The 25,009-nt window shown below is 54.0% G+C and carries 30 protein-coding genes; all 30 read right to left on the bottom strand.

What is annotated here, in order from left to right; translation table 11 throughout:
- Nucleotides 1-49: 49 nt before the first annotated feature.
- Entirely contained in the window at nucleotides 50-283 is a 234-nt protein-coding gene (locus AU14_RS17045; protein ID WP_041342882.1) for a hypothetical protein, read from the bottom strand.
- 2 nt (nucleotides 284-285) lie between these two features.
- A complete protein-coding gene (locus AU14_RS17040; RefSeq protein WP_041342879.1) occupies nucleotides 286-765 on the bottom strand; it encodes a hypothetical protein in 480 nt (159 codons plus the stop codon).
- 83 nt (nucleotides 766-848) lie between these two features.
- Nucleotides 849-1,475 (bottom strand): hypothetical protein, encoded by a 627-nt coding sequence (locus AU14_RS19425; protein WP_148312779.1) that lies wholly within the window; start codon nucleotides 1,473-1,475, stop codon nucleotides 849-851.
- A gap of 311 nt (nucleotides 1,476-1,786) precedes the next feature.
- A complete protein-coding gene (locus tag AU14_RS17030; RefSeq protein WP_041342873.1) occupies nucleotides 1,787-2,011 on the bottom strand; it encodes a hypothetical protein in 225 nt (74 codons plus the stop codon).
- Nucleotides 2,012-3,532: 1,521 nt separating this feature from the next.
- On the bottom strand, nucleotides 3,533-5,239 hold the full coding sequence (gene terL / locus AU14_RS17025) for a phage terminase large subunit (RefSeq protein ID WP_052472108.1): 1,707 nt from the start codon (nucleotides 5,237-5,239) through the stop codon (nucleotides 3,533-3,535).
- 61 nt (nucleotides 5,240-5,300) lie between these two features.
- Nucleotides 5,301-5,531: a hypothetical protein gene (locus AU14_RS17020; protein WP_041342870.1), complete on the bottom strand. Its 231-nt coding sequence runs from the start codon at nucleotides 5,529-5,531 to the stop codon at nucleotides 5,301-5,303.
- Nucleotides 5,528-5,659, bottom strand: a complete 132-nt coding sequence (locus AU14_RS23990; RefSeq protein WP_407942861.1) for an HNH endonuclease — start codon at nucleotides 5,657-5,659, stop codon at nucleotides 5,528-5,530. The genes AU14_RS17020 and AU14_RS23990 overlap by 4 nt, the downstream gene beginning before the upstream one ends.
- Nucleotides 5,660-5,720: 61 nt before the next feature.
- On the bottom strand, nucleotides 5,721-6,251 hold the full coding sequence (locus tag AU14_RS17010; protein ID WP_052472107.1) for a glycoside hydrolase family 108 protein: 531 nt from the start codon (nucleotides 6,249-6,251) through the stop codon (nucleotides 5,721-5,723).
- A complete protein-coding gene (locus AU14_RS17005; RefSeq protein WP_148312777.1) occupies nucleotides 6,251-6,430 on the bottom strand; it encodes a hypothetical protein in 180 nt (59 codons plus the stop codon). Before AU14_RS17005 ends, AU14_RS17010 begins: the two co-directional genes overlap by 1 nt.
- Before the next feature lie 265 nt (nucleotides 6,431-6,695).
- The gene (locus AU14_RS18805; protein ID WP_094191251.1) at nucleotides 6,696-7,529 is read right to left on the bottom strand and encodes a hypothetical protein; all 834 of its coding nucleotides are present in this window, start codon (nucleotides 7,527-7,529) and stop codon (nucleotides 6,696-6,698) included.
- Complete coding sequence (locus AU14_RS16995) at nucleotides 7,526-8,572, bottom strand: hypothetical protein (RefSeq protein WP_041342861.1); 1,047 nt, start codon at nucleotides 8,570-8,572, stop codon at nucleotides 7,526-7,528. The genes AU14_RS18805 and AU14_RS16995 overlap by 4 nt, the downstream gene beginning before the upstream one ends.
- Before the next feature lie 14 nt (nucleotides 8,573-8,586).
- On the bottom strand, nucleotides 8,587-10,344 hold the full coding sequence (locus AU14_RS16990; protein WP_041342858.1) for a phage tail fiber domain-containing protein: 1,758 nt from the start codon (nucleotides 10,342-10,344) through the stop codon (nucleotides 8,587-8,589).
- Nucleotides 10,345-10,493: 149 nt separating this feature from the next.
- Nucleotides 10,494-11,435, bottom strand: coding sequence for a hypothetical protein (locus AU14_RS16985; protein ID WP_148312776.1), 942 nt, complete (start codon nucleotides 11,433-11,435; stop codon nucleotides 10,494-10,496).
- A gap of 79 nt (nucleotides 11,436-11,514) precedes the next feature.
- A complete protein-coding gene (locus AU14_RS16980) occupies nucleotides 11,515-11,994 on the bottom strand; it encodes a hypothetical protein (RefSeq protein WP_041342852.1) in 480 nt (159 codons plus the stop codon).
- Entirely contained in the window at nucleotides 11,949-12,530 is a 582-nt protein-coding gene (locus AU14_RS16975) for a hypothetical protein (RefSeq protein ID WP_041342850.1), read from the bottom strand. The genes AU14_RS16980 and AU14_RS16975 overlap by 46 nt, the downstream gene beginning before the upstream one ends.
- Nucleotides 12,530-14,203 carry a hypothetical protein gene (locus AU14_RS16970; protein WP_148312775.1) on the bottom strand — a complete coding sequence of 558 codons (1,674 nt, stop codon included), beginning with the start codon at nucleotides 14,201-14,203 and terminating at the stop codon, nucleotides 12,530-12,532. The genes AU14_RS16975 and AU14_RS16970 overlap by 1 nt, the downstream gene beginning before the upstream one ends.
- Nucleotides 14,204-14,305: 102 nt before the next feature.
- A complete protein-coding gene (locus tag AU14_RS16965; RefSeq protein ID WP_148312774.1) occupies nucleotides 14,306-16,450 on the bottom strand; it encodes a hypothetical protein in 2,145 nt (714 codons plus the stop codon).
- A gap of 5 nt (nucleotides 16,451-16,455) precedes the next feature.
- Nucleotides 16,456-17,052, bottom strand: a complete 597-nt coding sequence (locus tag AU14_RS16960) for a virion core protein, T7 gp14 family (protein ID WP_041342841.1) — start codon at nucleotides 17,050-17,052, stop codon at nucleotides 16,456-16,458.
- Nucleotides 17,049-17,504, bottom strand: coding sequence for a hypothetical protein (locus tag AU14_RS16955; protein WP_041342839.1), 456 nt, complete (start codon nucleotides 17,502-17,504; stop codon nucleotides 17,049-17,051). The genes AU14_RS16960 and AU14_RS16955 overlap by 4 nt, the downstream gene beginning before the upstream one ends.
- Complete coding sequence (locus tag AU14_RS16950) at nucleotides 17,504-18,199, bottom strand: phage nozzle protein (protein WP_041342836.1); 696 nt, start codon at nucleotides 18,197-18,199, stop codon at nucleotides 17,504-17,506. The genes AU14_RS16955 and AU14_RS16950 overlap by 1 nt, the downstream gene beginning before the upstream one ends.
- 17 nt (nucleotides 18,200-18,216) lie before the next feature.
- Nucleotides 18,217-19,128, bottom strand: a complete 912-nt coding sequence (locus AU14_RS16945) for a phage nozzle protein (protein WP_041342833.1) — start codon at nucleotides 19,126-19,128, stop codon at nucleotides 18,217-18,219.
- Nucleotides 19,125-20,117, bottom strand: a complete 993-nt coding sequence (locus tag AU14_RS16940) for a phage nozzle protein (RefSeq protein WP_041342830.1) — start codon at nucleotides 20,115-20,117, stop codon at nucleotides 19,125-19,127. The genes AU14_RS16945 and AU14_RS16940 overlap by 4 nt, the downstream gene beginning before the upstream one ends.
- Entirely contained in the window at nucleotides 20,072-20,308 is a 237-nt protein-coding gene (locus AU14_RS24070; protein WP_456237727.1) for a phage nozzle protein, read from the bottom strand. The genes AU14_RS16940 and AU14_RS24070 overlap by 46 nt, the downstream gene beginning before the upstream one ends.
- Before the next feature lie 16 nt (nucleotides 20,309-20,324).
- On the bottom strand, nucleotides 20,325-20,921 hold the full coding sequence (locus AU14_RS16935) for a phage tail protein (protein WP_158498336.1): 597 nt from the start codon (nucleotides 20,919-20,921) through the stop codon (nucleotides 20,325-20,327).
- Between the two features lie 98 nt (nucleotides 20,922-21,019).
- Entirely contained in the window at nucleotides 21,020-21,196 is a 177-nt protein-coding gene (locus AU14_RS19545; RefSeq protein WP_158498335.1) for a hypothetical protein, read from the bottom strand.
- The gene (locus AU14_RS16930; RefSeq protein ID WP_052472104.1) at nucleotides 21,190-22,074 is read right to left on the bottom strand and encodes a major capsid protein; all 885 of its coding nucleotides are present in this window, start codon (nucleotides 22,072-22,074) and stop codon (nucleotides 21,190-21,192) included. The genes AU14_RS19545 and AU14_RS16930 overlap by 7 nt, the downstream gene beginning before the upstream one ends.
- Before the next feature lie 69 nt (nucleotides 22,075-22,143).
- Nucleotides 22,144-22,848 carry a hypothetical protein gene (locus AU14_RS16925; protein ID WP_041342827.1) on the bottom strand — a complete coding sequence of 235 codons (705 nt, stop codon included), beginning with the start codon at nucleotides 22,846-22,848 and terminating at the stop codon, nucleotides 22,144-22,146.
- Entirely contained in the window at nucleotides 22,832-24,361 is a 1,530-nt protein-coding gene (locus AU14_RS16920; RefSeq protein ID WP_052472103.1) for a portal protein, read from the bottom strand. Before AU14_RS16920 ends, AU14_RS16925 begins: the two co-directional genes overlap by 17 nt.
- 188 nt (nucleotides 24,362-24,549) lie before the next feature.
- A complete protein-coding gene (locus AU14_RS19540) occupies nucleotides 24,550-24,717 on the bottom strand; it encodes a hypothetical protein (protein ID WP_158498334.1) in 168 nt (55 codons plus the stop codon).
- Nucleotides 24,718-24,738: 21 nt separating this feature from the next.
- The gene (locus AU14_RS16915) at nucleotides 24,739-25,002 is read right to left on the bottom strand and encodes a hypothetical protein (protein ID WP_041342822.1); all 264 of its coding nucleotides are present in this window, start codon (nucleotides 25,000-25,002) and stop codon (nucleotides 24,739-24,741) included.
- Nucleotides 25,003-25,009: the final 7 nt, after the last annotated feature.

The following is a 25,009-nucleotide window of genomic DNA, read 5'->3' as shown; positions in this document are numbered from 1 at the left end:
AGCCATTGGCCCTGACCGCAGGCCGTGCATTGACGTAGGAAGTCTTCGATCATGACCGCAGCTCCATTGGAGTTGATGAGACCAGTAACAGGTGGTGTTCGACCTCACGGATGAGGCCTTCCCGATCAACGCCTGGGATTGTGTAAGCTCTCCCCCTGACGTCGATCAGCCGCAGGTGTAACCCACGGCCCAGCTCTTTCATTTGTTGCAAGCCATACTCAAGGGCCATCTCGGTCTGACTTGGGGTCGGAAACCGTATGCCTTCGATGATGATTGCGGTCATGGTCAGTACCCTGCCTTACCTTCAAAGTGGTCGATGGTTGCCCTTGCAATGGCGTCTGCGTTGGAGTTGGCCGTGTGGTCGTACAGACACTCACTTGGGTAGTTGTCCCAGCAGAAGTAGAAGCTCAGCCGCTCGAAGTCTTTCTCGAAGCGCACGACAGTCATGTCGGTACACATAGCCATGTCGAGGTAGTCACGGTCTGAACAGTTGGCGGCCAGCTCTTCCCATTCCTCACCGTCGAAGACACGGGTCAGCGTATAGCCCAGACCCTCGGCTTGCTTCCTCAGTCTCCGAGCTACCTGTTCCTTCTTGCGCCACATCTCAGAGATTGGCCGTGGGTAGAACCGCGAGCCTTCAGGAATGTCCTTGACCCGACGTTTGTAGGCTTCAATGGCAAGTGCCTCGGTCTCTGCCTTAACACGTTTGGGTTGCTCAGTGTTTCTTGCTGCAGGTCTGGCGAAACAGATGTCGAAGTACGGCATAGTGGTGTCCCAATGATAGTGATAGTGCTCGGAGAAAAAGGTAGGGCTGACCTTGCGATCAACCCGATGTCAGTACTACTAGATCAAACTGCAATGGCGTTGATGCGTCCGTACTTGGAGACATAACGCTTGGCATAGGTGCCGTGAACATTGATCGCAACGCTAGGGCCATCACCCTTGGCACCATTGCATAGACCACAAGCCAGACAGCTAATGCCAGTGGTCTCACTCAGGCACAGCACCTCGTTAGCAGCCAGCGGGCTGTCTTCAGTCTTAACCCTGAAGGTTCTACGTCCATGGAACTGATGAGCCAGCGCACCCTTAGGTGTATCCGCTGACACCATGCAGTAGTGCAGGATGCGAGAGTCAAACTTGGGGTGTCCGATTTGGTGTGTGTACCCAGTGTGGCCAGTGGTCAGGCTCACAACGGATGACCATACGTCTACTGGCACAGCAGCAGGGTCACCATAGGCACCCAAGCGAATCATGCGCCCAGTGAACAGAGACCCATGAATGCCAGGGTCAAACGTAGGGTAATTGCCCCGCTTGAATGACCGGTAGACAGCCAGCGGCCCTTGATGAGTGATGACGTAGCAGCTACCACCCAGCGAGTGACGATGTGGGCAAGCACCACAGACAGAACCGTCCAGTCCTGCCTTGCTTGCAACCTGAGGTTCAACGTCTGACCGGAGTATCCATGTCTGAATCATGGGGCCAGTCTTCTCGTTTTTAGAGCTGAAGGTTGCGACCGCGATGATAGGTTGCCCGTCTAAAACCGATGGGCCTTCATACAGCACAACTCCAGAGACTTTACTCATTGTCATTACCTCAGGTTCGGATTGATGTCGGGACTATTAGCCCAGAGTGAACATAGCTTTGCCGTCACGCTTGTTATTCGCTTCAGCTTTTGACCGGATGAAATACATGGGGTCTCTTGCCTCAGGGTTAACCCATGAGTGACGAGGAGCATGGTGTACAGCACGGTTAAGCAGGGCACGGAATGTCATGATGATAGACCTCATTAAAAGACAGTGGACAGAATATCGGAGTGAACATCAGCGTAGACCTCAGCCATTCGCTTCAGGCTTGCCTTCAGCTCTACGAAGGTCTTGACCTCAGGGTAATCAGCGATCAGGTCAGACTCTCCAGTACAGTTGAAGAGCATGTCCCAGCCAGCATGGTCAGGATTAGTGTCAGCCATCAGGTTGATGTAGCGGATACCACGTTCAGCGATCTTCATGTTCATGTCAGTGTTTCTCACTGTGGTTAGATTCCGCGACTGTCCACTCAGAGAATGAACAGCCGGAATATAACTGTAGGGCTTGGTATCGGTGCCACCCGTATCGTTTGTATATTGACCCTCACTGGAGATAAGCCAGCTCCTCGTTATTGCTGAGGACTCGGGTTTTCGGTCGCTCAATCGGTCGTTGGGAGGGACGAACCCTTTGCCTAAACCTACTCGGGCTACTTCAGGCAACTTGCCTTCAGATCAAAGCCGTTGGTCAGCTTGTAGCGTGACCCTGCTTCCGGTGTTTAAGGAGACCCGGCACCTCTTGGAGGTATATTGGTGGCTCTTATTCCCTGAGCCTGAGGCATCCCGCCTCACCACTTCGTTCTTCCATGTTGCTCATTCTACACGTTCTCGGTTCGGTGTCAAGCTCAATCTGAACCCGACCTCGCTTCTTTCAGTTATGACCCTCAGTTTGTATTGCTCCGCGTTCTCACCCTTGGTCTGTCCGTTTAACGACTGCTTTGGTCTGGCGTCACTCAGGGACAACTAGTCATGGCTGCTAAGAGCTGGTACTGAAGGCTAAACTGTTAAAGAGCGAGAGGTCTGGGCCGGTGGCCGTCACCTCATTCGATGGAGCTATTTGACCATAGGCTAAACCTGAGGTCAATAACTTTTCGATGTCAGGACTAAAATAAATGACCGGATGATAGACCTACATCTATACGCAAGGGCATGACTGGTGGTGATAGTGGAGGTCATAACACTAGATGGTGTGGGTCATGACCGGTGGACATACTACATGTTGTGCTCTGGGTCGTGCCTATAGGGTGTAGCACTCGGATGTTATAACATAACACTAAGGGTACAGGCCGGTGGTTATGACTGGCGGTTAGATGTAGGCGTGATAGTACCCTACCTTCCCCTACCTGAGGGGATGACCCCGCGCTATACCTGAGGTACAGGCCGGTGGTTGTGACCCTATGCACACACAGAATGACCCCATGCCATGACCAGAGGTCAATCGAGGGGGGTACACGGGGGGTTTTCGGGCTGCTGGCCTTTACATAAGGTCACTCAGATTTTTAACTGAAAACAAAACTGGAGGTTACAACGGACGGTGGGACTCCAGCTAAGCCAGAGGTTGTCCAGGGGAGTATAACTAGGGGTTTGACCAGGGGCTGGCCAGGAGGTATTGCCTTGAGGTTCGTTCGGCTTACGCCTCACTCACCCCCAAAGCGGAGGGTGATAATCTCATCGCTGCCTATAGTTAATGACCCATGGTAGCTGGAGGGTCATTGTCACTGGTTCTACTAGTAACAGGAGGCAAGGAGCGAGAGGTAACACCAGGGGTCATACCAGGGGGCATGACTTATAGTAAGAAAAAAAAGCCCTGACCATAGGATTAGCTATAGGTCAGGCTGAGGGGTACAACTAGGAGGAGGTAGAACAAGAGGAGATAGAGCCATGGGGTACAAAACTGAGGGTCATACTTATAGTTATATGACCTTGGGGTTTCCCCTTAGGCCCGACTTTATTCTAGGCCTTGTGCCACGCGGGCTGCAGACCATCGGCCATCCATGAATTTCTGTAGAGATTTTGACCAGTTTCACCTTGAGCATGGTCAATGAAGTCCTGCAGCTCATTCATCAGCAGCTCATCCTTCCGGTTCTGCTCTGCTCCATGGCTGTCTTGCTCCAGCATGTCTTGGAAGTACTTCACCAAGATTGCCAGGGCGTCCAACCGGTCGTCATGACCCAAGGCTCCCTTCTCGGCAGTCACTCGACTCATCTGGTAGAAGAGACTGTAGGCAGGGTTACTCTTGGTGGTCTCGTAGTCGGACACGACGACTCTGGGGTCAATGGCCAGACGGTGTTGCATCATGACCGGCTCCAGGGTGTCTATAATCCGCTTCTCCTTCTGGATGTGCTGACGTTGACCCAAGGTTGAACAAGGGTACACACGGCTCAGTACAGGCTTCAGGAGAGCCTCGAACATGCCATCACCGAAGTTGTCCTCAATGATTATCTCGTTGACCTGATGCTTCTTGGCGATCTTGGCCAGGGACTCCAGAACCTCTGGGCCATAACCTCCGATCAGACCACTGGCCTCAGGCACGAAGATGTTACCGTTAAGCATGTAGCCCACGGCATAAGCTGTCTCGTCCTTACCTCGACCAGAGGGGTCAATGGACATAGCTCTCATCTGGTAATCCACCAGCTCCTTGGCCACATAGAATGGCGAGAAGTAGCGGTCACCAGCCAACCCCATGTTAGGCAGTTCGCCCAACCCGTAGTCCTTATCGAAGGTGTGAACCAGTTCGGTCGGCCCCTTCTGGAACGGTATGGACATAATCAGGAGGTCAGAGAACTTCAGCGGGTACTTATCGGCATCACTCAGGCTTGTGTCCAGCATGAACTGCAGGGCAAAGCCAGCCTTACCGTAGGACAGCAGACGTTCCTGCAAGTCCTCATTACTGAAGCGTTTGGGGTCAGTTGTAGACCCATGTTCATACTGCGGGTGTTCAAGAATGAACGGTGCCAGTTTCCCAGCGTAGGCCATGACCTGCTCATCACTTGGGAACAGAGCTGGCCAGATACGACACTCATAGCCGCGCTTCGGCAGCTCGTTGTACAGACTCATCTCACACTGAGGGGTGCCCAGGAAGATGATACGGCTGGTAGGTAGAGGCTTGAGGATAGCGTCAAACTCTTTGACCAGCGTTGCGAGATACTCACGGGCTGTCTGGGTCTGACTGTTGTTTACGACCTCAACGTCATCGGCAATGATTACGTCCGCACGGCTACCGGTCAACTGACCAGTGATACCTACGGATTTGACGCTGGGGCTATGGTCTGGCTGTGCTGGGCCTACGTCGAAAGCATGTAGACTGTTCCGCTGCTCATTACCGGCAGACAGGTGTGCCAGCCAGGGCACGGTGTTAATCAATCGTTTGGTGAATGTGGAGAACTGGTCTGCCCGATCTTTACTGGCCGATACCACCATAATCTTGAGCTGGGGGTTTCGGTACAGGAGCCAGACAACAAAGGCAGAGGTTATCCAGCTTTTACCGACACCTCGGAAGGCTTCGATGATGCACCGCTTGGGGCCATGCTGGAGGTACTTACCAATGTCGTACTGAAGGGGTGTGGGGTCAGGGAGCGCCAGTTCTTTCCAGATGGCCAGGAGGAAGTACCGAAAGTCAGACTTCAGCTTCTTCTCGACCACCAAGACCTTATCGCTCATGCGTATGTCTCGATGTCGGGTCTAAAGCCCCTCAGATCGTCTCAGAGAGGCTTCAGGTTAGTTAGTGCCGTGGGTATTGGTCATCAACGTCAAAGGCATCAGGCAGTGCGTCAGCCAGCTTGCCGAGAGGACTTGTGGCGTTAGGTCGTAGCTCAATGTTGTTATCCTTGAGCATCTGCCGAGCTACGTTCAGTTCAGATGCTGTGGCAACCCCTGTCTTGACCCTCTCAAGCAACTGCTCGGTAATGGCCAGATGTAGGTCTGCCAGAAGGGACTCAAGGTCTGTGCTCACTTGTTTCGTCCTCTGTTCTCTTTCTGGGATTGAATACGGAGGTTGCTCCTCGCGTTGTTCCTGGGGTTTCTGTCTTTGTGATCGACGTCCTTGCCATCACCCTTGCGTACCTTTCCGGCCTTCTCCATCTTGCGTCTGGCGGCATTGCGCCCTGCCCTACGCTTCTTCTGAGCTGGCTTGCTGTGGTACTCAGCGTATTCCTTTGCGTAATTGCGCTTCTTCGACATAGTGGGTCATCGCTGCGGCGTGGGTATCGAACAGCCTTGAGAGCCAGCCCTTGCCGTAATAGTTGAAGGTTGGTAACCGAACGTAATGGAGAGCACGTCGAACGGAGTATCCGAGTAAGGCAACTTTGAGATTGACCTCCTGGGCTGCACTCAGGGTCTTAGGCCCAATCTGGCCATCTTGTTTGACCCCAAGCACAGCCTGGAGAATCTTCTTCGCACGGTCTGGCCCCTGGTTCACTGCAGAGTCAAAGACCATGAGTGCCAGGGGGCCAGGTAGTTTGTCGCACTGACACAGCTCCCAGTAATCCTTCCGGTATATCTGGATGGCTTTCTTACGGGTGAGTGAGCTGATGTCGAGGTGCGGGTATGACCGCTTGGAGATGCCGAACTTGGTGTGTCCGCCTGGGTCTCGGGGGTCATTAACCTCACCCCCTTCCCATTCAAAGACATGCTCCATGGCTACCACGAAGTAGTCCACGGGCATGTAATCCATTACTCCACCACTGGGCCGTAATAGGCTTCTTTCACGGCAGCGACAACATCGTCATCGACCTGGGTGGTGGACTTAGAGGCAGCGTACTCAAGGCCAAGGATGACCAGACGCATGAGGAACTTCTCAGTGAACAACTTGGTGACTACGGAAGTCAGGATGGTTGCAAATACTGCAGGCATGTTTATTTCCTTCTTATTGTTATTTGGCTTGTTGTAGGTTTCGGACTTCAACACGTAGTTCAGCGATTGCTGTGGCCAGTTGACCAAGGTTGTCGTTCATCCTGTCGATAACGAGCGTGAACCGGTCACGGTCTTTCTGAGCCTCATAGACTGAGGACTCCAGAAGGGTCAGACGGGTATGCAGGTGTAGCAGGATGGGACAACCGAGATCAGAAAGGTCAAAGCTAACGCCAGGAACCACTTAGGCGTATCTTTGAACATACGGTTAGAGCTTCATGATGTATGCCAGCGCGTAGTACGGCGGCAGGTTCTTGTCGATTCCAGATTCACCTTCACTGTCAACCGTAATGGTATGAGTGTGGGAACCTGTGGTGTTGGTTGAGAACGTGTGACTATGGGCACCTCCACTGCTGGTGTACGGGTAGTAAGCGGTGTACGAGTCGTTCGACACACCACCAACCCTACTGCCACCGGCACTTGTGTAACCGAAGGAGGTTGTCCACACGGCTGACAGCGCAGAGTTTGAACTCGACACTTTGATTGCCGTGGTGTGGGAGTGAGTACCACCACTGGCCGTAGTTCCAGAGTGACTGTGTGAGCCAGTACTGTTGGATGAAGCCCCATGGGTGTGAGCCACAACGACCGCATCCTTGCTACCACCAACGTCACCCACGGCATACGCACCACCAGCACCAATCACGAATTTATCTGCGAGGGGTGGTGTACCTTGGGTTCCGTCACACAGAGCGTAACCGCCTGGGATACTTGCCAATGAGCCAGACCAGAGCTTAATCATCCCTGGTTTCTCACCGGCAGCAGCTACCAGAGCGTCAACCTCAGCCTTCGTGTAATACAAGGTGTTATGGTTGTGCTCTGTTGCAACGACTGAGGCGCTCAGAGTGACGTTACTGGAACCATCAAAACTGGCTGAACCTGTGACATCACCATCCAAGGTAATGGTTCTTGCAGTCGCCAGCTTGGTAGCAGCAGCCGCAGTTCCACCAACCGGAAGGTAGTACGCATCGGTCACAGCAGCTCGGAGTTGAGCCGGAGTCGTCGGACGCAGGAAGTTGTTCGTCCCTGTGTCGATCTGGGTCATGATGAAACCAACGGTTGGGTTGGTCGTGTCATACTCAGAGCGGAACAGACGGGCCTGAACGTCTCCATTGACGTCACGCTGAACACAGTGTTAGCCGTAGTAGCGAATGCCAACTGAGAGTCATCGACCTTAGCGTCCAGAGCTTCCTGCAGACCGTCCACGTTTCCAATCACATGGTTGTGACTGTCGTCGGCAACCGTAGCTGTAATCGTCACGTTGGCTGTGCCGTTAAAGCTGGCAGAACCCGTCACACCACCACCGAGGGTAATGGTACGAGCCGTGGCCAACTTGGTCGCAGCCGTGGCTGTAGCCGCTGAGTTCAACTTACCGTCCAGAGCTGTCTGCAGACCTGTAACCGTGCTGATGGTGTGAGCGTGAGAGTCATCACCCACAGTCGCAGTCAGGGTCACGTTGGCCGTACCATCCAGACTCACAGAGCCAGTCAGGTCACCACCCAGAGTGATAGTCCGAGAGGACGCCCACTTGGTTGCAGCAGAGGCTGTCGCTGTCTTGCCCAGGTATCGAGCATCAGCAGCAGTAATGTCAGGCACGTTCGCAGCGGCTGTACCCACAGCTCGTTGAGCTGCAGTATCAAGACCCAGCGTTGAACGCATGGCTGAGGCAGAGGTGTCATCCAGCAGTGTGTCCGCAAAGGAAGACACATTGGCTGACGGATAGAAGGCACCAGCTTCACTCAGAGCTGCAGACCCCAGGAGTAGCAAGGCACGTACAGCAGCAGCGTCAGCACCACCTGTAACCGATTGACCGAAGGTGGACACATTAGAGGCCAGATAGAAGGCACTCGCTTGCTTACCATCCACGGTATCCGCGTCCAGGCCTGAGCCAGCACCATCGACGGTCTTCACCTTGGCCAGAACGTCAGAGGCTGTGTAGCCATCCTTGCGCTGGTAGGTAGACGCGATGTCGGGTATATCGGTTGAAGTGATAACAACGTCAGGGCCAGCCTTGCTGTTCACAGAGGACACAAGGTTAGGCGGCAGGAGGTTTGCTGACTCGTAGTTGAACTGGTCGTTGATTGACAACTCCCAGCCTACGTCTACAAAACCAACCTGGGGTAATGTACCGGCAGTATTGATAATCCAGTATTTACCCGCGTCTCCTGTACTAGGGCTTGCAATAGGCAGATTTCCACCACTGGCATCCCATTGACCACGTAGGTCTTGGCACCAGAGGTAATAGCCCGTGCTTCCTCAGCATAGGTCTTGGCAGACTTCAGTCCTGGCTCAACTTCACCAGTACCTACAGCCCACTGTTGAGCTTGGTTCTTGGACGCCAGAGCAGCAGCCGCAGAATCAGAGGCATCAGAGGCACTTGAACTCGCAGCACCAGCCGCAGAGTTAGCAGTACTCGCAGAGGTAGACGCAGCGTCAGCCTTGGCCACAGCCGTATCCTTGGCAGCAACCACGATGTCCTTGTCTGCAGTGGCAGTCTGCTGAGCAGCTACAGCCGCATCCCTGGCAAGGATTGTTGCATCCCTGGCAGTAACAGCCTCACTGGCCTTGGTCGTTGCTGTGGTAGCAGCAGTCTGAGCCGTGGTATTAGCAGCTACTGCAGCAGCTTCAGCATCACTAGCCGCAACCTGGGAGGCAGCAGCAGCATCAGCTTTCTGTGTGGCAGTCGTTGCAGAACTTCCGGCTGAGGTCGAGTGGGCCTGAGCAGCAGTTCGTGCAGCTTCAGCGTCAACCTTGGCGTTATCAGCGTTGGCTTCAGACAGAGCAGCGTTGTTGGCAGCTTGTACCGCTTGGTTGCGGGCATCAGATGCTGTCAGCGAGTCATTCTCTACCCGTGTAGCTTCAGTGACCACGGTGTCATGGAGGGTCTGAACCGTGTTCTTTAGACCCTGAGCCTTGGCTGCATGGTGCAGTGCAGAGTAAGACCCTGGCTCAACGGGTGAGTCCACAGCCTTCTCAGACCACTCAGAGGCCTTAACCGCATGGTGCAACGCAGAGTACTTGGAAGGGTCTACCTGTACGCCAGGAGCCTCGTCAGCCCACTTCTTGGCCTTCAACTCATGGTTCAGAGCTGAAGCGTTTGAGGCCTCAGCTTGAATCTTGGCAGTCTCAGCAATAGCCACCTTGGAGGCAACTTCAGCCCGATCAGCTTCAACCTCATCGACCTTAGCCAAGATGATGTCGGTCTTCTCCAGTACCAAGTCACGGGCAGACTCAGCTTGCAGTCTATCTTCATTGGCAGTGGTTGCATGACCGAGAGCTTGGGAAGCATAGGTGTTCGCCAGACTGGATTTAGCCGCAGCGTTATCCGCAGAGGCCTGAGCAGCATTGGCGTTGACAGCACTAGCAGCTTTATCAGCCGTAATGCCATTCCGAAGGTCAGAGTTGATACCGTACTGGTCGTCTACGTACTGACGGTTTGCACCATCGGTAGGCAGCTCAGGGTCAGCGAGGTCTTTCAACCTCCGGTTAGTCATGGAGAACGAACCGTCCGGTTGTGGCTTAATGCTGTCCCGAGCTAGGTCGTAGGCTTCCTGCATGGCGTAGAACACTTGGTTCGCGCTGTCATCCAGGTCTTTCTCCGTCAACTCCGCAGCATTCACGAAGTCCACAGTCCGAGTCTCAAGGAAGGTATCCCTGAACACGGTAACCACCGCCGAATCGGTCAGTGGGTCATTGAGTTTGACGGTATGTGAGTCGAGGAAGACGAAGTTGAAGGTCTCGGTGCCGTCGATACTGACATGCACATCAGACTGGTTCACGTAGTCAAAGTCGAACACAAAGGTATCGTCACCAGTAACCGTCGCGTCATAGATGGTTCTGGAGTAATAGCTTTCTGCCATTCGTTAGTCTCGTAGAATAGAGTTGTTGAAGTAGTGGAAGCCGTACCATGAGTTGGTCGGGATGGAGCGCCAGAGTCTCTGGACGTCCTGTTCACCGAAGTTACCCATTGCGGCATTACCAGCGGATTTCGTTACGTTTTCGATGGTGGTCAGCCAAGGTGCTGAGAACAGAGCGCCCTCAAGCGATTGGTAGCGTTGACCGAAGGTTGGGAACCCGAAGGGAGCTGCGGCTTTGTTCCAGATTGAGAACGCACCGCCCAGACTTGTGGTGTAACCCAAGGAACCCTGCCAGAAGGCATGACCCCCGAAGCTTTCTCTCGCCACTCGTCTTTCTCGCGGTCGGACATACCGGCTGCTTTGATTTCATTCCGAGCGCCATACCACATGGCCCCACCGACGATTTCGCCCATGAGGGTTGCGTAGGTCTCAGCACGGTTCCAGTTGGCGATCTTGTTGCCCAGGCTCTTGTACAAGCCGGATAGCAGGAGCTGCTGGAACTGGAAGAGGAACTGCTCGACTGTGGCGTTGAAGAAGACCACACGCTCACCAGCCAGAATCTTCAGCACTTGGTTGGAGTTCATCCGGTACAGACCTGAGAGGAAAGCCTCCCGTGTGTCTGCATCCCACTTGTCGAAGTTGACGGTGTTTACGCGATCACCAAAGGAACCCTTGGTGGTTTCTGCATGTTGTGCCAGGTAGTCGATGGCCTTCTGGTACTGACCCTCGGACATCCCCATCTCAGTGCGAGTGAAGAGCATCCGGTTCTTACCACGGGCCAGCTCGACGCTTTTATCAATGGACATGAAGAAGGTTGTCTTCCGCGACCACTGGTCAAACGGAGCCATCAGAGAGGCAATGGCAAAGCCCTTGGAGGCGTCATGGAGGTGCCTTGAGAACCAAGACCCCTGTCCGTACATACCGGTCTCTTCATAGAGGTTGAAGTAGTGGTTGTAGAACATGTTGTCCACGTTGAAGCCGAACTTCTCGAACTCCTTCGCCAGCTTCACAGAGCCTTCGCCCCGCATTGCAGGGATAGCCTTGAGTGCAGTGATGGGGCCACCACGGGCAATCGCACCAACGAGTTCAGCCATACCGGCCATACCCGCCATACCCAGCATCTGGAGCTAGAAACCTGAAGTAGGTTACCTGCCCATTCCTTCTGCTTGTCGGTCAGACTCGGAAGTGGATTGGATGGCCGTTGACCATCGTGATGACGTCATCGAACGTCTCCAGCTCCTTCTGGATAGCCACATCGTCTAGGTTCTGAGCCTTGAGGTCTTTCTCAATGCTGGCCCGAAGTTCATTGATCTTCTTCGGACTGGTCAGCCCCTTTTCAGCCAGAGCAGCAGCGCCTTCCATCTTCCGCACGTACATCTCGGAGGTCTGGAACACGTTGAGGTTGAGCATGTCAGCAATGGAGACCATGCCCTCGTCGTCACGGGCGTAGATGTCCAGATCGAGCCTGGGCTTCAGCCGGTCGATAACGTCCATCCGGTTCTTGCCATTGGTCTCGGTCTTGTTCTTCTTCAGGTAGGCGAAGGTCTCCTCGGCCACCTCATCCACAGACTTACCGGCCTTGGTTGCTTGCGCTTCCAGAACCTCAGTCATGAACTCCTTGAACTTGTCGGCATCCTCGAAGATGTCATCCATGACCACACGACCGTTGGAGCAGCGTCAGCCACACCCCTGGCGATCAACTCAGCGGCACCTGCAGGCATCTCTGGGTCATTCTTCATGAGGCCATTGCGGATAGCCTGAACCACACGTTCCTCGCCATGCTTCTGCTTGGCAGCGAACATCTTGGCCTTATCCCAAATTCGTGGGACATACCGGTCGCTGTAGGTCAGAGCCTGTGCTCCATTGACCCCGTAACGCTGGGCATCGTGGAACGCACCCTTCATCCGTTGGTCAATAATCTCCAGCATCTTGCGGAGGTGTGGGTTATCGGGTCTCTCGCCTGTCATCCTTAGGTGCGACAATTCGTTGGACACTTCGGACAGAGCCTTGTGTACCTTGCTTCGCGTACCCAGATTCCAGCGGTTAATCCCCTGCTCTTTCAGGTAGGCTCGGAACGCCTGGGCCAGCTCACGGTTCTTCGGAGCGATCAGGTTCTCTACCCGCCGTTGAGCGTTGAGGTCTGCAGCGTTGAGCTGGATGTCGTCCTGGCGTCTAACACCGTTGGACATCAGCTTGTGGCCCCAGTTACGGAGAACCTGGGAGGATGACTTCTGGGTTTTGCCCCAGTAGTCGTAGCGCAACATCCCCTTGATTTGCTCACGGTCAGGCTGGTGTCTTCCAGAACGTCCACGGCTGATTGCTGCAGAGGTGATAGCTCCTCTACCGCTTCAGACGCGATGTCGGGACTTTCGGTCACAACTTCGGACTGTTTGGCCAGACGGTTCTGCATCTCTGCTTCGACGTCCTTCAGACTGCTGGGCATATCCATCTTGGTCAGACGGGCAATCTCAGCATCCAGCTTGGCAACTTGACCCTGAAGCTCACCGATTTCCTTGGCGTTCTTCTTGGCCTTACCCTTTGACCGCTGGGCTTCACCGGCAACCTTCTCCAGCTTTAACTGAAGGGCTACCTTGCCGTCCTGCAACTCGTTTACCGAGGCTTCACGGCGTACCCAGTCTTCTACCCTACTCAGCTCAGACTCAGCTTTACTGGCCTCTACATCGCGTCCCAGCTTGGTCTTAACCCTGTCCAGACTTGCAGTCAGGGTCTCAATGCGGGAGTTGAAAGAAGCAACCTCTTCGACCTTACCTGTGGTTCGACCCTTCTGGTTTGCCATGAGGGCATCCTTCTGGGCCTGGAGCTGGTCGATCTGGTCAAGCAGCATTCGCTCCTCAGCCACCAACGCCTTGCTGGTCGCACGGTCGTTCTTATTGCCAGCTCTGGCTGTGAGGCCTGCCTTAACGTCACCCACCATGTCCTCGTAACTGAGTTCACGGATTACCGGCTTCACGCTTGCGGCTACCTCTACTTCCACGGCTTTCTGTGAGGCTACGGCAACGTCTTCGAGAAGAGCGTCAGCGAGGTCACCCTTGGCCATAGTCGTGAGGTCGAGACTTTTGGTTGCACTGCGGAGACCCATACCACCCAGAGGCCCAATCAAGGCACCAGCAATGGCAGTGTCTATTAAGGCGTCATGACCGTTGTAGCTGTCCTGAGTCTTGGCAACCAGGGCGTTATAACCAGCGGCTTCAGCCATTGGTAGCCCCAGGTACTCCATGGCCTTCGCAGTCTTGTAGGCATTACGTGACAACTGGAGGGTTTTGACTGAGGCGTTAATCGCAGAGCCAGCACCCAAGGTCACCACCGTACTGCCCAAGAACACGGGGTCTAACAGCATTGCAGCCATCTCGGCTTGAAGCAGTGTGCCAATACCAGCGGAGGCGTACTCAGTCATGAGTTCACGTTCCTGATTCAGGTTCGTGGCGATACGCTGAGCCATGGCCATGTTCACGGGGTCTTCCCTGAAGAATTTCTCTTGGTAGTCCCGTGGCATGTCCTTAATCAGAGCCTTGACCTCATCTGACTTGAGGTTGAAGTTGGGGTCTTCCTCTTCGTCAGCGAACAGGTTGTCGAGGTCTACTGAACGGAATGGTTGTAGCTTTGCAGCCATGGGCAGGACTTGCAGGTTTCCGTCTACGTCTCCGAACTTATCGCGGAGCTTCTCGTAGCCTTGAGCCTGAGCTGTCTGTGCCCGCAGTCTGGACGCATAGCCACCCTCAGAGTACATGGGAGCACTGAGAGGGTTTCCTGGCACTGTTGGTGTCTGGGCTTCAGCCTGACTCATGGTTGGTACGCGGGGAGCTTCCTCCACAGGTTCGTCCATCAGCCCGAACTGAGTCATAATCTTTCGAGCATCTTCCTCTGCACCATCTCAGACGCCTGATTGAACAGACGATGAGCTTGGGCTACGAGTTGCTCCCTACGTTCATCCATTGGTTATTCCTTATTGAAGACCGGAGGTTCCCATCATTCGGGTACGTCTCATCTGGTCGTAAGTTGAGGTTGTTGGTTGCATCGGGTCACGGAGTTCGTTCATGGCGTCATCCTTCGCAGCCTGGACTTCAGCTTCGGTCGTGATTCGTGACCTACGGTTGACCCCGTGGTTGATGACATCCTGAATACTGTAGGCTCGGCCACCGATAGGCAGACCAATCTTGTCCGTGAGTAGAACTGTTCCGTTGTTGTCCACCATGACCGTCACATCGTCAGCGTCATAACTCGTAGCATTCTTGATGTTGTGTGTCTGGAGGTGCCAATCGACGTAGCTATTCAGTACTTCCTTTGGGTTATCTTCTGCTCGAAGTGTCGGAAGGTCTGTCTTGGGGTCTCTGACGCCAATAGCCTTATTCAAGGCCTCGTACATGACCTTCTGCATGGTTGGAGCACCATTACCGTAGACCGGACGACCCCACTCAAAGTGACCTTCACCCAACTCACCTGCCTTGGCCTTCAGGATATTCCTGGCAGCTTCATCAGCGGTCTTGAGCGGGAGTGAGGAGTACTTGGAGAGCAGAGTCCTGTATTCAGAGATCATCTGGGACGGGAAGTCATCGGTGAACGATGTGACCATCTCGTCAATACCTGTGGCGGTATGCGAGGGGTCTCTGGCTGCTTTGTCCCGATACTGGTGGTCTGTGGCCATGCGGTAACCAATCTCACGGCTACCAAAGGCTTTGGAGAACACAGCGACATCCTGCAGTCTTGACCGTTGGGTCTCATCCCGCACTTGGTCGTTAATCATGGCGTATTCATTACCACCATAGGCCTGTGTTGCGGTATCCCAGAAGGCTGGTTGACCCTCGGAACCCATCAGTAGCTGACCCACGGGGCCAGACATCAGGCCATCCTCAGGGTTTGCATCTGGGGGTAATACCGCTGTGGCCAGACCGATGAGCTGGTTCTGGATAGCGATAGGCCGTAGACGGATAGCACGGGCCAGTTGGTCTTGAGCCTGGGCAACCATCGTTGGGTCACCTGACTCCATTGCTTCGCCCACGGACTCCATGGAGAGCTGGAAGAATGACTCTACGGCTTGGCGTTCAGCTTGGGCACGTTGGGCTTCTTTGACCCCACGGAGCTTGCCGGTCTCAGTCACCAGATGGGTAAACTGGTCACGGCTTTGGACAGAGCCACTCAGCAGGGCTGGGAGCAAGTCCATGTTGGCCATACCGTCACCCAACTTTCTGAGCATGTACTGGCGGTATTTGTCCGCGTCTACACCATCGGAGAAGAGCTTGTTCTGGATACCCTTCTGGACATGGACTTCCACGGTCTGAGCTGTGGCGTTTGGCTCAAGGATGATGGAGTCACCCTCTTCGGTGTAGGACTGCTTGAATGCAGCTACCCTTGCCTTCTCGATGCCAGTGCTGATGGTGCCCTTGAGCTGGGTCATGACATTGGTGCCATTCGCAGTCTTCGGGTCAAACATCTTCTCCAACTGGTCAGCCAGCTCGAACTCGCCACCCTGAACACGGGCCGTAAGGTGGCCTACCATAAGCTCCTCGAACTCTTCCTCGGAGAACTTGTAGTAATCCTCAGGGTTCGTGAACTCGCCCTTCAGCTCAGCCATAGCGGCCTGTAGAGCCTCTGGGTTGCCCCTGTTCATCTCGATGGTGCCAGCCAGGGTATCAACTGCCAGGTTCTTCCGGTCGATGTCCAGCTTCACGTACTGAGCCTGAGTTGACGCACCCCATAACTCATCGTCCAGCCCTTGGTAGAGCTGAGCTTTTGACTCAGGGTTATCAATCTCGGCAAAGATGTTGTGGTAGCTGTCCAGACCCTTCACGAACTCCAGTACTTTCTCTGGAGCCTCACCTTCGAGGTTGGCTTCCTTGATGGCATTCTGGATTTCAGGCAGGTGGCGCATACGGCGAGATACAGCCATGTGCTTGTCGCGGGTATCAATCTCCCGCTGCTCTTTGTCCACCATCTGCTGGCGCATGTTGCCGATTGACCCCAGAGAGTCGAGGATACGACCTGAGGCCTCAGCTTCACGGCTTGCCTGACGTACACCCTGAGTGTTCGGGGCATACGCTAGTCTCTGCTGGTTAGGTGCAGAGAAAACCTGACGTCTTGGCTGGTCAGCCATAATTATCAGCCTCCAGGCCTAGTGATTTTGAGGGTTGAAACGCCAGGGTTCTTCACGGCGGTTGCTGCTCCGCTCTTGGTTGCAGCGGTCATACCTGAGGCAAACTGAGCACCTGACATTCCACCTGAGATACCGGCCTGAACGGTCTGCATCCATGAGAACTCAGGCAACTGAGCCTGACTGGTGATTCGGGACTGAGCACTGAACTGGTTACCTGCAATGTCCGCAGCGTGTGAGGCGCGGGAGTTCTTGAGGTTAGCGTCCAATGTCGTCAAGGCACGTTCAGCCTGATCGTTGATGAACTTGATGATGTTTTCGGATGAACGTCCGGTCACACCTGAGGCAGCACCTGCAACTCTGGCTGCACCTTGAGCCTGCAGTTGTTCCAGCTTCGTGTTGATCGCTTCGCTCTGGATGCTTTGTTCCGTCTGCATCTGCTGCGTGTTGCGACCACGGTTCTGGTACATCAGAGCTGTGACTTCACTGTCCCGCATCTGTTTGTTGTACCGTGAGGCGGCTTTAATGGCAGACCGTTGGGACAAGTAGTTGAAACCAATGCCCAGGACTGCACCTGCACCACCACCCATTGCTGCTGCGGTCATGCGTAACTCCTATGAATGAAAACGAAGGGTTCACCGGAACCCATGAAGTTGTTATCAGTCTCGCCCTCGGAGAACCCAATGGCCTGTAGCCAAAGACGAGAGGTCATATTGGCGGTAGCCACCCAGTTGCAGAGGTGCGTGTACTTTTTGACCCATTGGCGGGTCATGATGTGAGAGAACTTGAGGAAAGACTTGCGGCACTGCGGTAGGCGCTCATCGGTCAATAACCAGATGCCATACCACTCACCATCGACGGGTGTGACCCCTGAGATGCCCAGGACTTGACCGTCGAGTACGAGTGTTACCAGCTCCAGGCTGTCCCTGATGCACTCTTGAAGAGCGGCCAGGGGTTCGAGACCTGCAGCGCAGTAACACTCATAAACGTCGATTTCTTTGAGTCTTGGTGCCAGCTCAACCTCGTCGCCACTCTCGTAGGGACGAAGCTCCAGCATTAGACCCTCCGGTTTCTGGTGTGGTAGAAGCCTTCCCAGTAAGCGGACTGGAAGGAGAACCCGAAGATTTCCTTATTCCTAATCCGCACCTTGACGGCCCCAGACTGACCCATGATTGGCGCAGAGAAGCGACCTGAGGTCACCGGCACTTTGCCGATCAGGTTGTCCAGGCGTCCCAACACTCGGCCTTGGAAGGTCAATTCCCGAACCTCACGGCCCAAGGTTTCAACCTCAATGACAAAGTTGGAGGTATCGTCGTAAGACAGGAACAGGCGTCGAAGCTGCAGACGACCGTCAGCCCGTGTCCTCAACTGGTCATCCCGAAGGAAGAATGGTGAGAACTCGTACATAACGTCCATCCGGTAGCCCTTGTAATACCTGCTCCCTACCTTCTTGGTAATCTGTCCAGGCAGTAGGTCTGCCTCAAGGTATGGAACCTCTTGGTACTGGTAGCCATCCAGAAAGACCCTGTGTCCATGCTCCTGTTCCTGCTCGTCAAAGGACAACTCAATGTGCTCCAGAAAGGTCTGGAACTCAGGGTCACCCTCGACGTCTACGCCGGTCTGACGCTCAATCAGGAAGGAGAGCTTGGTACTCAGGACTGACAGGTCAACAATCTGTCCGTCGAACTGCCACTTTGACCATGCGGATTGCACACGTTCATTGCCCTGGTCGAAGTAGTTGTAGACATACACCGTGTTGGCGTATGGCCCTACCTCGGGTCGGACGTCAGGACAAACAGAGCGTTGATGGACGTATTGCCCACCATCTTGATGACCTGCCCCTTGATGTACTCAGGGACATGAGCGGTCACATCGGCTGTGTCGAACTGGAAGCCATCACCCACAGGAAAGAACTCTTTGACTGCGTTGTGCTTCCCACGTTTGGCAACGAAGTAGACCCGATTACCCACAGCCAGTGGCTCAATGGATAAGTCAGCTTCCTCCGCAGTAACCATCCGAGACTGGAGGCGACCAGCGGTGAAGACCTCATCCTGCTGCAGAACGTATTGCTTCCGGTCTGTCCACAAGACCAGGGAACCGGAACCAGGGGTAATGTGCTTGATGTTCACCACATCGTTTGTGTCGAGGGTGGACTCCATGGCGTCACTGTCCACCTGTGTTGCCACTGTGGTCGGGAACAGGTTGAAGAAGTTGCCGGTCTCAGAGATACAGAGCGTGTCACCACTGGCCATAATCAGACGGTTCTGGTAAATCGCCATAGCCGTGATTGACCGTGGGTTGGTCACCTCTGCTGTCGTGAGGCTCTGTTCTGACATGAAGTAAGGGAATGGTGCAGATTCCTCGTCACCAACCTTGCGTTCCTGCCAGTCGGTCGTGGTCAACTCGAAGAAGATACCCAGCGGGTTACTCTCGGTCACTCGACTGATGTCCTGCTTACGGTTCAGGCTCAGAGGCATGGTCGTCAGGTCATACCGGTTCTCTGTACCCAGGCCTGTTGATTCAACCCAGATACCTTGAGTTCCACCTGACCCATCGTATGTCAGCCAGTAGCCACCTGAGTCACTCTCCAAGTCACCACGTACCCGTACCTGATAACCGTCTGGAGCGTTGGCCCCTGGTAGGTCAGCTTCATCACGGATGTCCCGCTTGAAGGCAATCAAGCTGTGCCACCCAGAGAGTCGTTGGCTTCCAACGTGAAGTCAGAGCTTGAGGTCACATGCACCACGTTACCGTTGGAGATAGCCGTGATACCACTTGCGTTGGAGACTGCTACGGCCAGACTGGCGGCAATAGACTCGGTTCTCAGACCGTCCCTTGCACCATCAGATGTGGACTCAGGGGTCTTCACGTTGTAGACCGTACCGTTCACCTTGACGTTGTAGTTGACGGCATAGTCTGCCTGTCTGACCCAGAGCAGAGCTTCATGGGCTGGACGTCCGGTGATGCCGGTGACTACCGTGAACTTCTCGGAGCTTACGGTGATGGTCTTGAGGTCATAACGACCACGTTGACTGTAACCTTTGATGTCTGAGGAGGCTGCTGACCGGTCTTGCACACTGATGGTGACGTTGGGGTCAACCGTAATGAAGACCGTGGAGTCCTTCACACCAGCGTCGAACCCAGCGAAGTCCTCTGACAGTTTGACTGCCAGTCGTGCTGCAACGGTTTGTGGTGAGTACGTGGCTGGGTACACATAGTCCCTACCATTGATCGTATAACCATAACCACTGAAGTACTTCTTATTGATGTCCTGCTCTTTGGTCAATACCTTGCTGGAACCAAAGATTTTCTTGTAGTTCAGCGTGTTGATGACCAGCTTGTACTTCCGGTAGGACGTTGTGGTTGGTTCAGCGTCATCATCACTGTCGCCAATGACCCGCTTGGTTGGGAACGTCCGGTTCAGAACCAGAACGCTGTCCTTCACGGGCAGTAGCTGGAAGGCTTCTCTGTGGATGTTATCCCCAACTGGGTTGAGGTAAGGAACGTCAAGGAAGCTGCCACCGGTTGCTGTGAGTTGTGTCTCCAGCGTGGAACTGATGTCAACTGGATACTCCTGGCCACTCGTCCCGTCAAATACCTTGAGTTTCTGCGTCCCGTCATCGTTCAAGACAATCCGGTAGTGTTCCTTCTCGTCCCTGTGATAGTCCATGATGTAGCATTATCTGCCTGGATTAGCGAGGCGCTTTCACTTTTGGTTGCTGGACGGGGCATCAGACCCTCAACCACTGAGTTCCAGCAGTTAATCTGTTCTGAGCACTGTGTTGGCAACCGCAGGGAGGGAGCCTGCTGTGAGACACCTCCAACAAGGTTTGGGATGTCCTGTGAGACCAGTTGACCCATCAGTCGTAACCTCCCGTTAATTGGTCATAGGTGTAACCCATAGATGTGCCATGCCAGCCTCTTTACTTGGGCTTCGGTGCAGGTCAGCAGCAACTTCAGGGTTGTTGAACAGGTTGTAGTTACCAGCTTCCAGCTCTTCCTGCTTCAGGTCATAGAGCGCCTGGGCTTCGTCTTGAGCGTGGAACTGGTTAAGGGTTGGTGAGCCAATGAAGTCCGCTTGGAACTTCCGGCCAGCCTTGATGACGATATAACGCTTGGCTGTTTCTGGGAGGTTCAACCACTCCAGGCCAAGCACTAGGGTCACTGTCTGTGCTGAGGTGAACTTGGTGGTCTGAGACCTGCGGTTATAAAGCACACCGCCACGTTGCACGAAGTTGGTGTCCTGGGTGTCTACCTTCAGGGTATTTCGAGGTAGCTGACACTCACTCTTGTTGTTCAGGCTGAGCTTGTAACTCTCAGTGTTGAAGTACCAACCGACAGACTGAACCTCGCGTGACGTCCGTTCCAACTGGAGCTGGGCCAAGCGTGACTCAGAAAGGCCAGTACCCACACTGTTTACCGGAGCTTCACCGATAGCGGCCAGCATCTGGTTAATGGCGTCTAGTTCAGTCATGGGGCCGATCATTATTTGTACTCCTGCGAAAAAAAAGCCCATAGCTCAAATTAATGGGCTACGGGCTAGGGGTTACCTCAGGTTACTGAGGCGCTTGATTAAGCGTGGAACTTCTCGATGACTACAGAGCAGCCAGGACGCAGCATGTCGTGACCGACAGCCAGCTTGGCCAGGATGGTTTCACCCAGACGCAGCGGCTCTTCGACGTTACGAATCTGCAAGTCCATCAGCTTAGTAGTAGCAACGGCGTCTTCAGTGAAGGCAAGGCCTACCACGTTAGAGTAGTTACACGGTACTTGGCAGCGTTGCCAGAACCGAACTCGACGTCAGACAGAGGCTCAGGGTCGTTAACAAGACCGGCAGCTTCGTTCTGGTCAGGCAGGTTGTTGGATTCCCAGATGGTGAAGCCAGCGATACGAGCAACGGGGCCAGAGCCTTCCATGTTCGGGTTCACAGAGCCATTCACATCTTTGTTCAACCAAGTGATTGAACCAACTTGACCTTGAGCGATGTTGGTCAGAGCTTCGATCTGGTCAGGGCCAAAGACCACAGAACCAGGCTTGTAGATGTTCTGCTTACGCAGGGCAGTACGAGCACGGAACAGAGCGTCAACCAGAGCAGCACCCTCGAACTCGTCACCGGCAGCAGCCAGCATGATGTTCGGAGAGTAGGTTTCATCCGGCAGAACTTTCAGGCCAGCGGCAATAGCTTCTGCTTGAGAAGTGATATAACCAGCCTTGGCGATCATGCGGAAGATGTTACGGTCAACCAGACCAGCCAGAGACTCAGCACATTCTGTGGAGTACTGACCACGGTAGTCGTAGTGAGCAATCGCTTCTTGGATGTCAGGGATGAACACCGGAGAGATAGCGATGTCGTCAATGGTAACGATACGCTCAGAGTGACCAATCTTGTTGGTCTCAATCAGCTTACCAGGGGTATGGTACTTGGCAGTGTTCTTACCAATCAGCGGGAACGAGGCAGATTTGCCGTTCTTGATGGTACGTACACGGGTCAGGCCCATGGCAATGTGACGAGTGCGGAACATCGTCAGAACTTCACCAGCGAACAGCTTCAGGAAGAGTGCGCGGGAATCACCGGCTTGGTTAATCTGGCCAGGATTGGATACAGCTTGGTCAACAGGAAATACCATTATGGTTCCTTTTTATTATTATTGTTGTGGAATCAGGTTTGTCCCGATGTCAGGACTTGAGGTCAAAACTTAATACCAGCCGTTCACGCTTGGGCCGGAAATGAGTGACGCAGCGCGTTGTGCGATGTCAGCTCGGTAGGCTTCACCTACGGAATCGTTCCGGTAGTAACGTGGGTCGGCCATTGCTTCGTGCAATTCACCTTCAGATTTAAAGGCAGTGCTGGTCTGGGCGTTTGACCCTGTGACCTGCTTACCTTCAAAACCAGATGCGTCACGGTGGATGGCCTGCATGGCTTTCACTGCCAGTTTCTTGGCTGCGAGGTCAGAGCTGTCCAGCACATCGTTGTAGAAGTCCAGTTCATCAGCTTCGATGTTCTTAGACGCCCAGTCACGGAGCTTCGCGTACTCTTCTTCGCCACCAACTTGACGCACCAACTCCTGGTCATGAATCTGAAGTTCCAGAGCCTTAATGCGCTCGTCGCGCTCATCAGGTTCGTCACCTTCGTCTTCATCTGCAGGCTGCTGAGTCTCGTCCACCTTAGGTTCTTCAGCCTTCGGCTCTTCCTTCGGTTCCTGGGTCTCTTGACCCTTGGACTTCTCCAGCAGATCGTTGTAGCGATCAATCAGTTGTTCGACGGACTCAAAACCTTCTGGCAGACCACTTGGCTTCTGCTCTTCACCCATAGGTAAAAAGTTGCCGTTGCTGTCCTGAACGGTTACATCGGTCAGATCGACTTTCGGTTGTTCTGTTGGGGTATTAACTTGGGGTTCCATTGGCTCCTCCCATCATTTGGTTAATCGCGGCCTCTCCTCCAGACGCAGCGAGTTGTTGCATGAGCATCTTTTGGGCACGTTGCTCACGTTGTTCTTCGGTCAGTACCAATCCACGGCGGTCAATGCTGAGTGCAGCCATGACCCGTGAGGCCAGCTCACCGACATCGACGTACTCCTGAATCACTTCAGGGCCAAACGGTGCAAGGGTCTGTGTCAGGAGGTTGAGCTTACCCAGCTCCTGCTCACGACCGAGGGCTTCGATTCCGGTCAGAATCTGAGGTTGGAAGGTGTCCTTGGGCAGTTGAGGCAACTTGCCTTCTGCCTGTAGGTATCCCATCTCCAGTTGGATGATCGGAAGCTGAACAGAGCCAGCAAGCTGGGTGTACAGACCACCAAGACCCTCTTCCAGCATGTGGGTCACTTGCCTGATTTCCTCAGCGGTTACCCGCTCAGCGTCACGGCGAATGGCTCCGGTCATGAGGAAGGCTTCCTGCAGACCTGCGGTTACCTCTTGTCGTACCTGCTGTGCAATCGCAAAGTCCTGCATCTTGTCCATCTGCAAGCAACTGACGTCATCCTCATTACCGAGGACATATTCGCCATTACGTGCTTTCTCCAGGGCAACAACCTTGGCGGCAGCGTTGGGCTTGACTAGGAATATAATGCGGGCAGCAGCTACTGAGGCCTGGGTAACAGCACGGGTCAGAACTTCAAGAGTATTGAAGTCGCCCATGTGTTCCTCCACGTAGGAGCGACCGTAGTCTTCTCCCTCAACGCGGATTAACCGAGCAGCAATCCAGGGGTTCTTGCCCTTGGGGTAACGGCTGCGGGATGTCTGGATGACATGACCGGCAACCTCTTGGTAGGACTCCCAGTAATCTGGGGCACTTTGGTAAACCCGTGTGTAGACCTTCAGATTCTTCTTGAGGTCAACAGACTGAGAGTTATCCAGCCGGATACGCGCCAGAGCTTCAGCCGGTAGTTTGGACGGAGTGACTTCTTCACAAAGGATAATCTCCTCGGTTTCGCCTTCACTGTCCCGTGACACTACGTACTTGCTCAGCGGGTAATGCTTTGCCCTCTTCTTGCCGTAAAAGATCAGGACGTTTCCTGACACCAAGAGATGCTTCATCCCCTGATACAGAGTGTCCCGTGTACCTTTGTTCTCGACATTGCGGACACCGATACGCTCGATGGCTGCGAGGGTTTCTTCGACCTCACCGTAGGACTGTTGGTCTAACCCAGATTCAATCAGGGTCTTCTCATCCACGGTCAAACGGAAGAACGGATGACCAGGGGGCAAGATGCCCAGTGTCAGCTTAGAGCTGAGAGTCTTAACGGCCCTAGCGCCGAGACCGGAGGACGGGAGCGGAAAGTCCTGACCTTCAGTCTCGTCGCGGGGAACCAGACTTGGGATTGTTACTGACGCACATGCCCGTGCCCGTTGGAGGTACTGTTCACGTTGAGATGCCAACTGGCGGTAACGACCCTCCAGCGAAACGGTTTCTGACATTCAGTTATCCTGCTTTTGTTATGTTGAGGCCACTCTTTCCAGTAGCTCCAGGCACAGCTACGCTTCGGGTTTTAAGGTCTGTACGCAGCTTCTTTCGGGTCTGTGCGTTTGTACCTTTACCGTAGGCAACGTCTGCTGATGCAGCGGGAGCTGGTGCTGGAGGTGGGACTGGAGTTGGAGCTTCGGCCTTAGGTGTTTTGAAACACATTGAATGACTCCAGTTTGCTTTCAAGGAACTCAAGGACTTCCCTGCGGCCAATCTTCTGGCCAACAGTCTTATCGTCATCCTTGAGTTCTACCCTTGTGTTGAAACTGGAAGAGAGTTCTTTATGTAATAACTTGAGGTACTCTTCCATCTTCTATCCTTAGGTACGACTTTATTCAGTCGGAGCTTCTGGGGTCACATCAGCGACAACTTCAGCCACCTTGGGGTCTTTCACAACGGCACGTTTCCGAGCGACAACAGCCGGAGCTTCTTTGCGCTTGGCAACAACCAGGGGCATTCCTACCGGTACTGGTCGAACGTCATAGCCCTTGGTTTTACCCATGGCTTTCTCAGCGTCTTCACTGAACAGGAACAGGTCTTGACCCTTCACTTCCAGAAATTCACCTTGGGCGTTTACAGCGGCATAGCGGAACATGGCTTTA

This window comes from Marinobacter similis (assembly GCF_000830985.1).
Taxonomy (GTDB): domain Bacteria; phylum Pseudomonadota; class Gammaproteobacteria; order Pseudomonadales; family Oleiphilaceae; genus Marinobacter; species Marinobacter similis.
This window is presented reverse-complemented; position numbering and strand designations above follow the sequence as displayed.

Excerpts from the sequence above, each read along its gene's own strand:
- AU14_RS17045 (WP_041342882.1), bottom strand. The coding sequence starts at position 283 with ATGACCGCAATCATCATCGAAGGCATACGGTTTCCGACCCCAAGTCAG.
- AU14_RS17040 (WP_041342879.1), bottom strand. The coding sequence starts at position 765 with ATGCCGTACTTCGACATCTGTTTCGCCAGACCTGCAGCAAGAAACACT.
- AU14_RS19425 (WP_148312779.1), bottom strand. The coding sequence starts at position 1,475 with ATGATTCAGACATGGATACTCCGGTCAGACGTTGAACCTCAGGTTGCA.
- AU14_RS17030 (WP_041342873.1), bottom strand. The coding sequence starts at position 2,011 with ATGAACATGAAGATCGCTGAACGTGGTATCCGCTACATCAACCTGATG.
- terL (WP_052472108.1), bottom strand. The coding sequence starts at position 5,239 with ATGAGCGATAAGGTCTTGGTGGTCGAGAAGAAGCTGAAGTCTGACTTT.
- AU14_RS23990 (WP_407942861.1), bottom strand. The coding sequence starts at position 5,659 with ATGGAGAAGGCCGGAAAGGTACGCAAGGGTGATGGCAAGGACGTCGAT.
- AU14_RS17010 (WP_052472107.1), bottom strand. The coding sequence starts at position 6,251 with ATGGATTACATGCCCGTGGACTACTTCGTGGTAGCCATGGAGCATGTC.
- AU14_RS17005 (WP_148312777.1), bottom strand. The coding sequence starts at position 6,430 with ATGCCTGCAGTATTTGCAACCATCCTGACTTCCGTAGTCACCAAGTTG.
- AU14_RS18805 (WP_094191251.1), bottom strand. The coding sequence starts at position 7,529 with ATGACCCAGATCGACACAGGGACGAACAACTTCCTGCGTCCGACGACT.
- AU14_RS16990 (WP_041342858.1), bottom strand. The coding sequence starts at position 10,344 with ATGGCAGAAAGCTATTACTCCAGAACCATCTATGACGCGACGGTTACT.
- AU14_RS16985 (WP_148312776.1), bottom strand. The coding sequence starts at position 11,435 with ATGGCTGAACTCGTTGGTGCGATTGCCCGTGGTGGCCCCATCACTGCA.
- AU14_RS16980 (WP_041342852.1), bottom strand. The coding sequence starts at position 11,994 with ATGGATGACATCTTCGAGGATGCCGACAAGTTCAAGGAGTTCATGACT.
- AU14_RS16975 (WP_041342850.1), bottom strand. The coding sequence starts at position 12,530 with ATGTCCAACGGTGTTAGACGCCAGGACGACATCCAGCTCAACGCTGCA.
- AU14_RS16970 (WP_148312775.1), bottom strand. The coding sequence starts at position 14,203 with ATGACTCAGTTCGGGCTGATGGACGAACCTGTGGAGGAAGCTCCCCGC.
- AU14_RS16965 (WP_148312774.1), bottom strand. The coding sequence starts at position 16,450 with ATGGCTGACCAGCCAAGACGTCAGGTTTTCTCTGCACCTAACCAGCAG.
- AU14_RS16960 (WP_041342841.1), bottom strand. The coding sequence starts at position 17,052 with ATGACCGCAGCAGCAATGGGTGGTGGTGCAGGTGCAGTCCTGGGCATT.
- AU14_RS16955 (WP_041342839.1), bottom strand. The coding sequence starts at position 17,504 with ATGCTGGAGCTTCGTCCCTACGAGAGTGGCGACGAGGTTGAGCTGGCA.
- AU14_RS16940 (WP_041342830.1), bottom strand. The coding sequence starts at position 20,117 with ATGGACTATCACAGGGACGAGAAGGAACACTACCGGATTGTCTTGAAC.
- AU14_RS24070 (WP_456237727.1), bottom strand. The coding sequence starts at position 20,308 with ATGGGTCAACTGGTCTCACAGGACATCCCAAACCTTGTTGGAGGTGTC.
- AU14_RS16935 (WP_158498336.1), bottom strand. The coding sequence starts at position 20,921 with ATGACTGAACTAGACGCCATTAACCAGATGCTGGCCGCTATCGGTGAA.
- AU14_RS16930 (WP_052472104.1), bottom strand. The coding sequence starts at position 22,074 with ATGGTATTTCCTGTTGACCAAGCTGTATCCAATCCTGGCCAGATTAAC.
- AU14_RS16925 (WP_041342827.1), bottom strand. The coding sequence starts at position 22,848 with ATGGAACCCCAAGTTAATACCCCAACAGAACAACCGAAAGTCGATCTG.
- AU14_RS16920 (WP_052472103.1), bottom strand. The coding sequence starts at position 24,361 with ATGTCAGAAACCGTTTCGCTGGAGGGTCGTTACCGCCAGTTGGCATCT.
- AU14_RS19540 (WP_158498334.1), bottom strand. The coding sequence starts at position 24,717 with ATGGAAGAGTACCTCAAGTTATTACATAAAGAACTCTCTTCCAGTTTC.
- AU14_RS16915 (WP_041342822.1), bottom strand. The coding sequence starts at position 25,002 with ATGTTCCGCTATGCCGCTGTAAACGCCCAAGGTGAATTTCTGGAAGTG.